Consider the following 13,912-nt stretch of genomic DNA (forward strand, 5'->3'; position numbering starts at 1 on the left):
ATCCCGGCAGCCATGGGGCTGCCGGCCTGTTTGCTCAGTCCGGCTCTTAGAGGTTCTTCGCCATGTCGCGCAGGACGTATTTCTGGATCTTGCCGGTGGAGGTCTTCGGCAACTGGGTGAAGACCACGGTCTTGGGTACCTTGAAGCCCGCCAGGTGCTCGCGGCAGAAGGCGATGATCTCCGCCTCGCGGGTCTCCTGCTGGTCGGCCTTGAGGGTGATGAAGGCGCAGGGGGTTTCGCCCCACTTCTCGTCCGGGCGCGCCACCACGGCGGCTTCCAGTACCGCCGGGTGGCGATAGAGCACGCCCTCAAGCTCGATGGTAGAGATGTTCTCGCCGCCGGAGATGATGATGTCCTTCAGCCGGTCGCGGATTTCCACGTAGCCGTCCGGGTGCCACACGGCCAGGTCGCCGGTGTGGAACCAGCCGCCCTCGAAGGCTTCGCTGGTGGCACTGGGGTTCTTCAGGTAGCCCTTCATCACGGTGTTGCCGCGCATGAAGATCTCGCCGATGGTCTGGCCGTCCAGGGGGACCGGCTCCAGGGTCTTCGGGTCCGCCACCATGACCCCTTCAAGGGTGGGGTAGCGCACGCCCTGGCGGGATTTGATGCGGGCGCGTTCCTCCAGGGGCAGTTCGTCCCATTCGTCATGCCAGGCGCACACGGTAACCGGGCCATAGACCTCGGTCAGGCCGTAGACATGGGTGACGCGGATGCCCATCTCTTCCACTGCGCCGATCACCTTGGCCGGCGGAGCTGCACCTGCGACCATCGCGTTTACCGGGTGGTCGATGGCGGCCTTGGCTGATTCGGGCATGTTCACCAGGGCGTTGAGCACGATGGGTGCGCCGCACAGGTGGCTGACCTGGTGCTCGCGGATCAGGGTGAGGATCTTCTGCGGGTCCACCCGGCGCAGGAACACATGTACGCCGGCCAGGGCCGTGACCGTCCAGGGATAGCACCAGCCATTGCAGTGGAACATCGGCAGGGTCCAGAGGTAGACCGGGTGGTTACCCATGTTCCAGGTCATCTGGTTGCCCAGGGCGTTCAGGTAGGCACCGCGATGGTGATAGACCACGCCCTTGGGATTGCCCGTGGTGCCGGAGGTGTAGTTCAGGGAAATGGCCTGCCACTCGTCCGCCGGCCACTGCCAGGCGAAGTCCGGGTCGCCTTCGGCCAGCAGCGCTTCATAGTCGAGGTCGCTCGCCGCCTGTCCTTCGCCGTATTCCGGGTCGTCGACGTCGATCACCAGTGGCGGGTGGTCGAGCATGCCGATGGCAGCGTGGATCACCTCATGGAATTCACGGTCGGTGATCAGCACCCTGGCTTCGCCATGCTGCAGCATGAAGGCGATGGCTTCGGCATCGAGGCGCACGTTCAAGGTATTCAGCACCGCGCCGATCATCGGCACGCCGAAGTGCGCCTCCAGCATCTGCGGAATGTTCGGCAACATCACCGCCACCGTGTCGCCCTTACCGATGCCACGACCGGCCAGGGCCGAGGCCAGGCGCCGGCAGCGCGCGTAAGTTTCGGCCCAGTTGCGGCGGATGGAACCGTGGATGACGGCGGGGTAGTGGGGATAAACGGCGGCAGTTCGCTCGATAAAGCTGAGGGGAGAGAGGGCGATGTGGTTGACGGCGGCGGGGGCGAGGCCCTGATCGTAGATCGACATGCTGGATACCCGGCGGCTGATTATTAGCTCTTCTTCACCGGCTCATCGGGGCGTGGCCGGTAGATTTCTGGGGTGATTTATATACCAATACCGGATTCATATGGAAGTAGTTCTAGAGTCGTATAGTAAAACTACTATATTCTGAGGATGTAGGAACGAGCGTGCTCGCGAATGCCCCGGGGCGAGAGGTCAGGCCCTGATTCACATGGGGCGGTCAATTCGCCAGCCAGCTGGCTCCTACAGCGATTTGGCGCACCTCCGCGAACATTTCGGCCCCACGTTAGCCACGCTATCCTTGCCCACCCCCAGCCGCTGGACTCGCCATGACCCAGACTCCGGTTCGACTTCACACCTGGCTGCGCCTGCAGCGCGAGGGCGTTTCCCTGGCCGCCCGCGTCGATGCCCTGTGCCGGGCGCTGCGGGGTTGTCCCGAGGTGCGCCAGGCCTACTACCTGAGCTGGCTGCCCGGTGCGCGTATCTACAGCCATGAAGGCAGCGGCCAGCAGCTACCGCCGGGGCAGGGCGACCCGCTGCAGGCCAGCGACGAAGTCCTTGCCGCACGCCTGGCGGAAGTGGGTCGGCTGGGGGTGGACCAGTTGCGTCAGCTCGACTGTTGGCTGGCCGGGCGCTTGCGTCGCGCCGCCATCAGCCACGGCCAGGCCTTTGACCTCGCGCTGGAAAGCGGGCAACAGGGGCTGCTGCTGGTGGAGGTGCGCGAGGGGGTGAGCCTGGATTGGCTGGGCTGGGTCCATGAACTGCTCACGACCCTGCTCGGCAGCGCCAGTGGCTTGCTACGTGCGTCGCCACTGCTCGGTCATGATCCGCAGCCGAGCCTGCTGGTGGACGCCGAGGCCCGGCCATTGGAGTTGAATGCCGCGCTGCTGGCGATGCTCGGGGAAATGCCCCTGGTCGAGGTGCTGCGCTTCCTGCCGGTGAACCACGCCTCGCTGGTGCGCGCCTGCCTCGCCCAGACACGCGCCATCGAAGGCGTGGAGGCCCAGTGTGGCGAGCGCATGCTGATCTGGACCTATATCCCTGACCCACAGGAACGGCGCGTGCTGGCGCGTTGCCGTGAGGCGACCGCGCAGATTCTCACCGAGCGTGAGGCGGCGCGAGCACGGCGGCTGTACCGGCTGATCACCGAGAACACCACCGACCTGATTTCCCGTCACACACCTGAAGGCCGCTTTCTCGATGCTTCACCGGCCTCCTGGACACTGCTTGGCTACTGGCCGGAAGAGCTGCGCGGGCAACTCGCCCAGTGCCTGTTCCATCCCCAGGAACTCGCCCAACTGGTGCAACGCGCCCGCGACGCACTGGAGCAGGACGGCTACCACACCATGACCTACCGCATCCGCCATCGCGCGGGGCACTACCTTTGGTTCGAAACCGCCAGCCGTGCCATCCGCGAGACGTACACCGGAGCCGTGGTGGAGGTGGTGAGCGTATCCCGCGATATCACTGCGCGGGTGCAGGCCGAGGAGAACAAGCGGCGTTTGGCCGAGGTGGTGGAAGCCAATACCGACCCGGTGCTTTTCGTCGATCCGGACGGGCACATCACCTACCTCAACCCGGCGGCACGTCGTGCCCTTGGCTTGGGAGGCAAGCAGCCCATGCCGGCGCTGGCCGAGGTCATTGCCGCTGACGACTTGGCGCGTCTGCACCGCGAGGGCTGGAGCATCGCCGAGCGCAAGGGCGTGTGGAGCCTCGATTCGCGGCTGCTGCCACCGGGCGGCGGCGCCTCGGTGCCGGTGTCCATGGTGTTGCTGGCCCATTCCAGCGCGGGTGGCGAACGCTACTACTCGCTGGTCGCCCGCGACATGACCGAACGCGAACTGCGCGAGGCCCAGCAGCGCCGACACCAGGACGAACTGGCGCACACCGCGCGCCTGGTGACGTTGGGCGAGCTGGCCTCCGGCATCGCCCACGAGATCAACCAGCCCCTGGCGGCGGTGGTCAACTACGCCAGCGCCAGCCAGCGCTACCTACAGTCGCTGGGCTCCAACCCGAAGGCGGCAGAGCGAGTGGCCCAAGGCCTGGAGCGCATCACGGAACACGCCAACCACGCCTCGGAAGTGATCAAGCGGCTGCGTGCCTTCCTGCGCAAGGGCCAGCGCAAGATGCAGGCGCTGGACCTGGCGGAAGTCGCCCACGAGGCGGTGCGCCTCTGTGCCTGGGAAGCCAGCGCCAGCCAGGTGGCGATCGAGGAGCAATTACCGGACAATCTGCCGCCGGTCTACGCCGACCGCGTGCTGTTGGAGCAGGTGCTGCTCAATCTGCTGCGCAACGCCATCGACGCCAACCGCGAAGCCCATCCGGGCCAGGGTTCGGTGATTCGCCTGGCCGCGCACGCGGGCAACGGCCACCTGGCCATCGAGGTTCGTGACCAGGGGCCCGGCCTCGATGACGAGGCGCTGTCGCGTATCTTCACCCCGTTTTACACCAGCAAGCCGGACGGTCTGGGCCTGGGGTTGTCGATGAGTCGCAGCATCATCGAAGGGTTCGGGGGTTCACTCGACGGGATGCCAGGCGAGGAGGGCGGGTTACTGATGCGCTGCCGCCTGCCCCTGCAATAACAAGAACAGGAAAGGAGAGGGATTGATGTCCAACGCTGGCGAACAGGTGGTCTACGTGGTGGATGACGACCAGGGCATGCTCGACTCCACCGTCTGGTTGCTGGAGTCGGTAGGCCTCAAGGCGCTGCCGTTCACCAGCGGCCGGGCTTTCCTCGATGCCTGCGATGCCAGCCTGGACGCCTGTGTCTTGCTGGATGTGCGTATGCCCGGCATGGGCGGCCTCAATGTGCAGGAAGAAATGCGCAGCCGCGGCCTCGAGCTGCCGATCATCTTCGTCAGCGGCCACGCTGATGTGCCCATCGTCGTGCGCGCCTTCAAGGCCGGCGCCCGCGACTTCATCGAGAAGCCCTACAACGAACAGTTGCTGCTGGACAGCGTGCAACAGGCCCTCGGCAGCTGCGACCAGCGCCGCACCGGCAGCGGCGGCCAGGGCCAGTTGCAGGAGCGCCTCGGCAGCCTAACGCCCCGCGAGCGCGATGTGCTGTTGCCGCTGGTGCAGGGGTACACCAATCGCGAGATTGCCGAGCAGCTGGATATCAGCGTGAAGACGGTCGACCTCTATCGAGCCCGGGTGATGAAGCGCATGCAGGCCGAGCGCCTGCCGGACCTGGTGGGCATGGCGGTGGTGGCGGGGCTGGTGGACCCTCTGAAACTGCGCTAGGCAGAACTTGTGTGCCGTAGGGTGGACCACGCTTCACCGGTCCACCATTCGAAGCCCCGCAGAGTGCCGCTGGTGGATGCTAAAGCGCCATCCACCCTACGGCATGGGATATCCCTCAGACAGGCTTAATGTTTAGTCGTTGATTAACCAAAGATAGGAAAACCTGAATTTTATTGACCCTTGGTGCCGTGCGAGCCTGCGACCCATTCCAATAACACGATGCTTCCTCATGGGTTGTCCGGCTCCGCACACATCGCCGCTCCGCGCTCTGACCCTCGGTCAGGTCCGCGCCGCCCGCCGTGCCCCTGGAGTCGCTCCCTCGGTCCTGTTCTCCCGCAAGTGGGCCGTCAATCTCCTCATCTCCCTGCCGCTCGACCTTGCCTTCTGGGCGCTCTGGCATTGCCGCCACGCCCGTCCACCGGATAGCGCACTCGCCTGACTCAAGGCCGCCAGCGTCGCGGCCAACCTCACCCAGTACGAGAAAGTCGTCCCTTGATCCAAGCGACAAGGGCAGAGTGCGTGCCCACGGGCACTAAAGAGAGCGCCATGAATTTTGCCAGCGTGCAGGAAGCCCGGGATTTCCTCGAGCAGAACCCGGATATCGATGCCTTCGAACTTTTCATTCTCGACGCCAATGGCGTGCCGCGCGGCAAGTTGCTGCACCGCGACGAGCTGCTGGCGGTGTACGAAACTGGCCGTCCGTTGCCGAGCACCATCCTCGGCCTGACCCTGCACGGCGAGGATGTGGAGAATTCCGGTCTGGTCTGGGAGGTGGGCGACATCGACTGCCGCGCTTACCCGCTGGCGGGCAGCCTGGTGCGTCTGCCGTGGCGCAAGATGCCCACCGCCGCCCTGCAGGTCTGCATGCATCCGCAGGAGGGCATGCCCGCGGCCATCGCTGATCCGCGCCAGGTGCTGGTGGAAGTGATCGATCGTCTCAAGGCCGACGGCTTCTACCCGGTCATGGCCTGCGAACTGGAGTTCTATCTGCTGGACCAGAAACGCGATGCCGACGGTCGCCCGCAGCCGGCGCTGGATGCCGATGGCCACCGCCCGCGCGGTACCCAGGTATACGGCTTGCGTGAGCTGGAACAGATCGAACCCTTCCTGGCTGACCTCTACGCCGCCTGCAAGGCCCAGGGCATTCCGGCGCGCACCGCGATCTCCGAGTACGCCCCTGGGCAGGTGGAAATCACCCTGGAGCACGGCGATGCCCTGGAAGCCATGGATCAGGCCGTGCGCTACAAGCGCCTGGTCAAGGGCGTGGCCCATGCCCACGGCATGCAGGCTTGCTTCATGGCCAAGCCTTTCTCCGAGATCGCCGGCACCGGCATGCACATGCACGTGAGCCTGGCCGATGCCGAAGGGCGCAACCTGTTCGCCAGCGAAGACCCGGCCGGCACCCCGCTATTGCGCCAGTCGGTGGCCGGCATGCTCAAGAGCCTGCTGGATTCGTTGCTGCTGTTCTGCCCCAACGCCAACTCCTATCGCCGCTTCCAGGCCAACAGCTATGCACCGCTGGCGCCGACCTGGGGTGTGGATAACCGCACCGTGAGCCTGCGCGTTCCCGGTGGTCCGGCCAACAGCCGGCATATCGAACACCGCATCTGCGGCGCCGACGCCAACCCCTATCTGGCGGCGGCCGCCATCCTCGCCGGTATCCACCGCGGCATTCGCGAGAACCTCGATCCGGGTAACCCGGTAGAGGGCAATGGCTACGCCCAGGCCAAGGACCTGCTGCCCACTGACTGGCTCACCTCGCTGCGCGCCCTGGAGCAATCCAGCTGGGCCCGCGATGCCTTTGGTACCGCCTTCCTCGGCGTCTACCTGGCGGTGAAACGCGCCGAATACCGCCAGTTCATGTCGGAAGTCGGCGAGCAGGACTGGCGCTGGTACCTGAACCAGGCTTGAACCGGATATCACGTATCGATCCGACGCCGTTCCTGTAGGCGAATTCATTCGCCAAGCAGGCCAAGGGCCTGCCCTGACGGCCCCGGACATTTTTCCAAAGGATCTACCATGACCGCTGCAATCAAACACCCGCTGCCTGCCGCCGAGCGCGCGCCTTCCTATTACTCCGCGAGCCTCAACGAGGAGACTGCCTATCCCACACTCGAAGGGGAGGTGAACGTTGACGTCGCCATCATCGGCGGTGGCTTCACCGGGGTTGCCACCGCAGTGGAGATGGCCGAGCGCGGCTACAAGGTGGCCCTGGTGGAAACCCACAAGATCGGTTGGGGCGCCACCGGCCGCAACGGCGGCCAGGTCACCGGCAGCCTGTCGGGCGACGCGGCCATGCGTAAACAGATGAGCGGCTTCCTCGGCAAGGATGTGGACGACTTCATCTGGTACCTGCGCTGGCGCGGCCACGAGATCATCAAGAACCGCGTGGCCAAGTACGGCATTCAGTGCGACCTCAAGCACGGCCACCTGCACGCGGCGATGAAACCTTCACACATGGCCGAACTGAAGGCCTCCTACGAAGAAGCGGTGCGCCGTGGCATGGGCGACGACGTCACCCTGCTGGACGCCGCCGGCGTGCGCGAGCACCTGGATTCCGACCTCTATGTCGGCGCCATCAAGAACACCCGCAACATGCACCTGCACCCGCTCAACCTGTGCATTGGCGAGGCCAAGGCCGCCGCCAGCCTGGGGGCGCTGATCTTCGAACACTCCGAGGTGCAGGACATCATCCACGGCGATCGCCCGGCGGTGATCACCAGTCGCGGTCGGATCAATGCCCAGCAGGTGCTGCTGGCCGGCGACGTCTACCACAAGCTGGAGCGCAAGAAGCTCAAGGGCATGATCTTCCCGGCCATGGGCGGCATCGTCACCACCAAGCCCCTGGGCGACCTGGCGAAAGAACTCAACCCGCAGGACCTGGCCGTCTACGACTGCCGCTTCGTGCTCGATTACTACCGCATGACCGGCGATGGCCGTCTGCTGTTCGGCGGCGGTGCCAACTATTCAGGGCGCGACTCCCGTGACATCGAGGCGGAGCTGCGGCCCTGCATCGAGCGCACCTTCCCGAAACTCAAGGGCGTGGAGATCGACTTCAAGTGGAGCTGCGCCATGGGCATCGTGATCAACCGCATCCCGCAGCTCGGCAAACTGTCGAAGAACGTCTGGTACTGCCAGGGTTACTCCGGCCACGGCGTGGCGACCACCCACATCATGGGCGAGGTCATGGCCAACGCCATGAGCGGCAGCCTGGAGAAGTTCGACACCTTCGCCCAGTGCCAGCACATCCGCGTGCCGCTGAGCGAGCGCCTGGGCAACCATATGCTGGCGGTAGGCATGTGGTACTACCAGATGCTGGAAAAGCTGCGCTGATCGATTTGTTGTGCGTCCTTATATAGCCGGCCTCGCGCCGGCTTCTTTTTGTCCGCTGTTTGTGGGGGGATTTCAATCGTCCAGCAGGCCGAAGGTCTGACACTCCGGATACCTGGGGCCGCTGCGCGCCCCTTGGCGAATGAATTCGCCCCTACAAAGATGCCTGTGCGTACAAACAAAAAGCCCCGCGTCGGCGGGGCTTTGGAGGTAGCCGATTACAGGTCGAAGTCGTAATCGGATAGTTGCTTCTGCAAACGTCGTTCTTCGAGGTAGTTATCGATGATGCGGCGCTTGGTCAGGTTGGTTTTCGCGGTTTCTGCCGGGGTTTCCGAGTCTTCGGCATCCTCGGAAACGAAATCTTCTTCGAGCTCGATATCGTCTTTGGCTGTGCTCATAAGGTCACTCCACAAAGCGGGGCGCTATTGGCGCACCTTATAAACGCAAAGCAGAGGCCGGTAAAAAAGATTTTTTCAATCGGATACTTGAGTGAATCAATAGGTTTTCAATCGTCAGAGGTCTTCGCCTTGTACTCGCACAGATCTTCGATGCGACACGCGCCACAGCGGGGTTTGCGGGCCACGCACACATAGCGCCCGTGCAGGATCAGCCAGTGGTGGGCGTCCAGCAGGAATTCTTTTGGAACGAATTTCACCAGTTTCTTCTCCACCTCCAGCACGTTCTTGCCGGGGGCGATGCCGGTGCGGTTGCTGACCCGGAAGATGTGCGTATCCACCGCCATGGTTGGCTGGCGGAAGGCCGTGTTGAGCACCACGTTGGCTGTCTTGCGGCCGACGCCGGGCAGGGCTTCGAGGTCTTCGCGGTTGTCCGGGACGACGCTGCCGTGCTTCTCGATGAGGATGCGGCAGGTTTCGATGACGTTCTTCGCCTTGCTGTTGTAGAGGCCAATGGTCTTGATGTACTCGGACAGGCCTTCGACACCCAGGGCATGGATGGCTTCCGGGGTGTTGGCCACCGGGTAGAGCTTGGCCGTGGCCTTGTTCACGCCGACATCGGTGGCCTGGGCGGAGAGGATGACCGCGATCAGTAGCTCGAAGGGCGTGCTGTAGGCCAGCTCGGTGGTGGGGTTGGGGTCGTCGTCGTGAAGGCGGCGGAAGATTTCGTAGCGTTTTGCGGCGTTCATCAGGAATCAGCGGTCCGGTTGGTCAGGCGGCGCGACAGTGCCAGTAGCGTACCGAGCAGGATAAAGGCTCCGGGCGCGAGGGCGAACAGGGGAATGCCATCGGCGCCGAACTGCAGGCGCCAGCCCAGGGCGGTGGGGCCCAGCAGCCAGTCGAAGTGGGCGAACAGGCTGGCGTGGCCCAGGATTTCCCGCAGCGTGCCCAGCAACAGGGCGAGCAGGCTGAACGCCAGCCCGATGCGCAGGCCGTCGAGGGCGCCTGTGGATTCTTTTGCCGCAAGCTGCAGGCAGGGCAGTACCAACAGGTAGACGTAAGGGCCGAGGGCGCGGTGCAGTTCATAGGCGCCGGCTTGCAGCAACAGGTTGGCCAGGCTGGCCAGCAGGGCGGCCAGCAGGAGGGCGCCGAGCCAGTAAGCGGCACCGCCCAGCTGCCGCCGCAACGTCGGTAGCGCCAGGCCGAAGAGCAGCAACATGGGCAGGCTGGCGAGTGCCAGGCCAACACCCTTGATCAACAGGTCGGTGGCACCCACCAGCAGGGCAACGCCCATCAGGCCAATGTGGCTGGCTTTCATGGCAACTTGCCTCCGAGCAGCAACGGACGATGGCCGTCGAAGAACTGCAAGGCGTGCTGGGTGGCGCTGACCACCGCGCGGGAGGTGATGGTGGCACCGGCGACCTGGTCGAACTGCCCCTTGTCGGCCTTCACTCGCCATTCCGCTTCCGGATGGTTGGCGAGCGAGGCGTCGGTGAACACCTGCAACCAGGCACTGCGGGATGGCTCGATGCGGTCACCAATGCCCGGCGTTTCGCGGTGGCCGAGTACCTTGGTGGCCAGCAGGCGGCCGTCCGGGCGGATGGCCAGCAAGAGGCGGATCGGTCCTTCGTAGCCCTTGGCGGTGGCCGGTAGCAACACCGCGACCGGGGTCCCTTCGCGGGTGGCCAGCCAGGCTTGCGCGGGGGCTGGAATGCCCAGCAACTCACTGGCGGGCAGGGCGATGGGGTGGGCAAGGGGATGGTTGTCATAGCTGCCGGGGGGCAGCAGATCGAGCAGGGCGCGCTCGTCGGCGGCCTGGCGCTCGGCGTCGATGCGGCCGGCCAGCAGCCGGTCGGTAGCGATCAACACGACCAGGCCCGTCACGGTCAGCAGGAGCAGGAGCGCCAGGCTGCGGCCGTTCATGACTGCGCTCCCTGGCAGCGCGGAGCGTAGCGGTCGAGGATGGGGACTAGCAGGTTCATCAGCAGGATGGCGAAGGCCATGCCGTCTGCGTAGCCGCCCCAGGTGCGGATCACATAGACCAGCAGGCCGGCACCGACGCCGAACAGCAGGCGGCCGCGGTCGCTGCCAGCGCCGGAGACCGGCTCGGTGGCGATGAAGAAGGCGGCGAGCATGGTGGCGCCGCTGAACAGGTGGAACAGCGGCGAGCCATTGGAGTCCGAGCCGGAACCGTTCCAGCACAGCAGGCTGGCGATGAAGAGCCCCGCCAGCAAACCGACGGGGGCGTGCCAGCGGATGACCTTGCGTTGCAGCAGGAACAGGCCACCCAGCAGGAACGCCAGGTTGACCCACTCCGCGCCGCGCCCGCCAAAGCCGCCGAAGGCGGAGTGGCTGGCGAACAGTTCATCGATGGTCAGGCGATCGTTGTGCTTGAGGCTATCCAGGGCGGTGGCCTGGCTCCAGCCATCCACCAGCCCGCCGCCAAGGCCCAGCACCTGTTGCAGGGACTCACCCAGGCCGGGGTGCTGACCGGGTGTGGGCCACTGGTTGAGGTGGGCGGGGAAGGCCACCAGTACCAGAGCGTAGCCGAGCATGGCTGGGTTGAAGGGGTTTTGCCCGAAGCCGCCGAACAGCGCTTTGCCGAACAGCAGGGCGAAGGCGCAGGCGCTGGCGGTCAGCCACCAGGGCGAGTAGGGCGGCAGGGCCAGGGCCAGCAGGGTAGCGCTGACCAGTGCGCTGCCTTCACCCAGCAGCGGCAGGTTGAACAGGGAAGCGTCGGCAGTGACGGCCTGCCCCAGTTGGCGGCGCACCAGGACCTCGCACACCAGAGCGACGGAAACAGCCACCAGCAGTTGCAGCACACTGCCCCAGCCGTATTGCCAGAACAGTGCGAGCAGGCCCGGCAGGCAGGCGACCAGCACCAGCTGCATGCTGGGGCGCGGGTCGAAGGCCGGGCGCGTGGTCATGGCGACGGCGACTGTTCGGCGAGCGCCCGTTCAGCCGCAGCCAGGCGCTCGCGGGCCTGGGCCAGTGCCGCCGGATCGGCTTCGACCTGGCGCTCCAGCTTGCTGACGTCGGCGCGGGCATAGGCCAGTTCGGTCTTCATGGCACGCACGGCCGGGTCCACCGGGCGCTTGTCGATGCGCTGGAGGTTGGGCGGCTGCTTGCCGGAGGCGTCTTCGGCGGCATGCAGGGCCGCTTCGGCGTCAGCCAGGGCCTGGCGCAACGGCGCCAGTTCGGCCGCATCGGCGCCGCGCAGCTCGGCGCTTTTCAGTTCGGCGCGACGGTTGGCGAGGGCGATCTTGGCCTGCTTGAGACGGGCCTCGCCTTCGCTGGCGGCAGACGCGGTAGGGGTGCCCTGGAGGCCATCCAGGCGCTGCTGGGCCTGGTCCACGGCACCGCGCAGTTCGGCCAGTTGGGCTTGCTGTTCCGCTGTGGGGGATTCACCGAAGGCTTTTTCGGCCTTGCTCAGTTGGGCCCGACTCATGGCCGCGGCGATCTTCGCTTGCTTGAGGGCCGCTTCGTCCACCTGTGGAGTCGGTGCGTCCATGGCGGCTTTGAGGGCAGCCTGGGCCTGGTCATTGGCGGCGCGCAACTCGGTGACCTGGTCCAGCAAGTCGGAGGTGCCATAGACCTCGTACTGCGACTCGGCCTTCTTCAATGCCACCTGGGCCATGGCTGCTTCGATCTTCAGGCGCTTCTGCTGGTCGCTCAGGCTTGGGGTAGTGGCTTTCTGCGCCTTCACCCGTTCGATGGCGGCCTGCACCGCGTCCGTTGGAGCAGCGGCGGTGCTTTGCTGGGCCTGCACGGCGCGGGCCGCTCGGGCTTCGCGTTCGGCCTGGCGGCGTGCTTCTTCCCGGGCCAGACGGGTATTGCGGAACTCGAAGCGCTGACGGAACTGGTCGGCGCGATGGCGCTGGGCGCTGGCGGCCGGTTCAGCCAGTGGCAGGATATCGATGCAATCGACCGGGCAGGGCACGACGCAAAGCTCGCAGCCGGTGCACTCATCGGTGATCACGGTGTGCATCTGCTTGGCGGCACCGACGATGGCGTCCACCGGGCAGGCCTGGATGCATTTGGTGCAGCCGATGCATTCGGCCTCTCGGATGAAGGCGATCTGCGGCGGCACCGGGCCATTGGGGGCCTCCAGGGGCAGCGGCTGAACGCTGAGCAGGTCAGCCAGCGCGATGATGGTCGCGGTGCCGCCGGGTGGGCACTTGTTGATCGCTTCGCCCTGGGCGATGCCTTCGGCGTAGGGCTTGCAGCCGGGGTGGCCGCACTTGCCACATTGGGTTTGCGGTAGCAGGGCGTCGATGCGCTGGATCAGGCTGACCTGGTTCATTGCGCCCCCATGCCGTTGAAACCGAGGAAGGCCAGGCCCATCAGGCCGGCGCAGACCAGCAGCATGGGTGTGCCGCGAAAGGCGACCGGCACCCTGGATTCATCCACTTGCCCGAGCAGGTCGTCGAACAGGGTCAACACCAGCCAGAAGCCCAGGCCACCGCCAATGCCCAGGCCGAGGGCCGCGCTGAAGCTGCCAGCGCTGCCGATCAGCATGGCACCCAGCGCCGCACCGTTGGCCAGCAGCAGGGGCCAGAGGCCTTCCTGGGAGAGCGCTGGGCGCAGGCGCGCGAGCAGGCGCAGGCAAAGCCAGGCGAGCGGTGCCGCCAATGGCAGGAAGAGGAACAGTCGCAACGAATCGAGGCCCAGCGGCGCCAGCATGAGCTGGTCAAGCAGCCAGGCAAGCGGCGTGGCAAGGGCGATCAGCGCACCACCAGCGAGGGCCAGTGCCCGGCTGCGCGGCTGGCGCAGACTGTCGGCACCCAGGGGCAGGCCGAGAATGAGGTTGTTGACCAGCGCTGCACCGAGCAGGGCAAAGATGAAGTCGGTCATAAGGCGTGGCGTCGCCGGGCTGAAAAAGGGCCGCGTATTATCCGGAATGCTGCCGCAGCGGTACAGGGGCGCGGCCGCGTTGGCCAGTGTCCTGATACAAGGCTAGCTCAGGTCCATGCAGATTCGGTTGGCGGGCTTATGCCAGCGATGGGGCTCGCTTCGCTCCAGCGGAGCGCCGCCCGCCACCTCCTGCGTATCCGGTGCTCCTGAATAAAAAGGCTATGTCTGCGTTAAGTGTTGCTAGAACGTCCTGAGCCAGGCTGCTTGCCGAGTTTTGCGGATGCTTCTGGTTTCGTCCCCCCGGACGAGTCCCTTTCTCAAGCGCCGAAAGGAACCAAAGGGCTTGCCCCTGCATCCGGGTTTGGCTCCGCCAAACTACCCTCCCTCCATCCTTGCTCCAGGGGCACGGCGAGAGGGGCCATCCATG

Annotated in this window: 12 protein-coding genes; 4 read left to right on the plus strand and 8 right to left on the minus strand. The window is 65.5% G+C overall.

Annotation, left to right across the window (positions count from 1 at the left end):
- Positions 1-46 precede the first annotated feature (46 nt).
- On the minus strand, positions 47-1,669 hold the full coding sequence (locus E8F20_RS27990; RefSeq protein ID WP_280286666.1) for an acyl-CoA synthetase: 1,623 nt from the start codon (positions 1,667-1,669) through the stop codon (positions 47-49).
- 323 nt (positions 1,670-1,992) lie between these two features.
- Here E8F20_RS27990 and E8F20_RS27995 point away from each other — a divergent pair, with 323 nt between their 5' ends.
- The 4 genes from E8F20_RS27995 (at position 1,993) to E8F20_RS28010 (ending at position 8,239) form a co-directional block, all read left to right on the plus strand.
- Positions 1,993-4,245: a PAS domain S-box protein gene (locus E8F20_RS27995; RefSeq protein ID WP_280286667.1), complete on the plus strand. Its 2,253-nt coding sequence runs from the start codon at positions 1,993-1,995 to the stop codon at positions 4,243-4,245.
- Between the two features lie 25 nt (positions 4,246-4,270).
- Complete coding sequence (locus E8F20_RS28000; RefSeq protein WP_280286668.1) at positions 4,271-4,906, plus strand: response regulator transcription factor; 636 nt, start codon at positions 4,271-4,273, stop codon at positions 4,904-4,906.
- Positions 4,907-5,452: 546 nt separating this feature from the next.
- Positions 5,453-6,817: a glutamine synthetase family protein gene (locus E8F20_RS28005; RefSeq protein ID WP_280286669.1), complete on the plus strand. Its 1,365-nt coding sequence runs from the start codon at positions 5,453-5,455 to the stop codon at positions 6,815-6,817.
- A 108-nt stretch (positions 6,818-6,925) separates the two neighbouring features.
- Entirely contained in the window at positions 6,926-8,239 is a 1,314-nt protein-coding gene (locus E8F20_RS28010; RefSeq protein ID WP_280286670.1) for an FAD-binding oxidoreductase, read from the plus strand.
- A gap of 215 nt (positions 8,240-8,454) precedes the next feature.
- Here the strand turns inward: E8F20_RS28010 and E8F20_RS28015 are convergent, their stop codons facing one another.
- The 7 genes from E8F20_RS28015 to E8F20_RS28045 all read right to left on the minus strand — a co-directional run bounded on the left by E8F20_RS28015 (position 8,455) and on the right by E8F20_RS28045 (position 13,485).
- Positions 8,455-8,634, minus strand: a complete 180-nt coding sequence (locus tag E8F20_RS28015; RefSeq protein WP_280286671.1) for a hypothetical protein — start codon at positions 8,632-8,634, stop codon at positions 8,455-8,457.
- 107 nt (positions 8,635-8,741) lie between these two features.
- A complete protein-coding gene (gene nth / locus E8F20_RS28020) occupies positions 8,742-9,380 on the minus strand; it encodes an endonuclease III (protein ID WP_028631042.1) in 639 nt (212 codons plus the stop codon).
- Positions 9,380-9,949 carry an Rnf-Nqr domain containing protein gene (locus E8F20_RS28025; protein ID WP_280286672.1) on the minus strand — a complete coding sequence of 190 codons (570 nt, stop codon included), beginning with the start codon at positions 9,947-9,949 and terminating at the stop codon, positions 9,380-9,382. The genes nth and E8F20_RS28025 overlap by 1 nt, the downstream gene beginning before the upstream one ends.
- Positions 9,946-10,554, minus strand: coding sequence for an RnfABCDGE type electron transport complex subunit G (locus tag E8F20_RS28030; protein WP_280286673.1), 609 nt, complete (start codon positions 10,552-10,554; stop codon positions 9,946-9,948). The genes E8F20_RS28025 and E8F20_RS28030 overlap by 4 nt, the downstream gene beginning before the upstream one ends.
- Entirely contained in the window at positions 10,551-11,558 is a 1,008-nt protein-coding gene (locus E8F20_RS28035; RefSeq protein ID WP_280286674.1) for an RnfABCDGE type electron transport complex subunit D, read from the minus strand. The genes E8F20_RS28030 and E8F20_RS28035 overlap by 4 nt, the downstream gene beginning before the upstream one ends.
- Positions 11,555-12,934, minus strand: a complete 1,380-nt coding sequence (rsxB, locus tag E8F20_RS28040) for an electron transport complex subunit RsxB (protein ID WP_280286675.1) — start codon at positions 12,932-12,934, stop codon at positions 11,555-11,557. The genes E8F20_RS28035 and rsxB overlap by 4 nt, the downstream gene beginning before the upstream one ends.
- Positions 12,931-13,485 carry an Rnf-Nqr domain containing protein gene (locus tag E8F20_RS28045; protein WP_280286676.1) on the minus strand — a complete coding sequence of 185 codons (555 nt, stop codon included), beginning with the start codon at positions 13,483-13,485 and terminating at the stop codon, positions 12,931-12,933. Before E8F20_RS28045 ends, rsxB begins: the two co-directional genes overlap by 4 nt.
- Positions 13,486-13,912 lie beyond the last annotated feature (427 nt).

Source organism: Pseudomonas sp. BN415, from assembly GCF_029871195.1.
Lineage (GTDB): Bacteria > Pseudomonadota > Gammaproteobacteria > Pseudomonadales > Pseudomonadaceae > Metapseudomonas > Metapseudomonas resinovorans.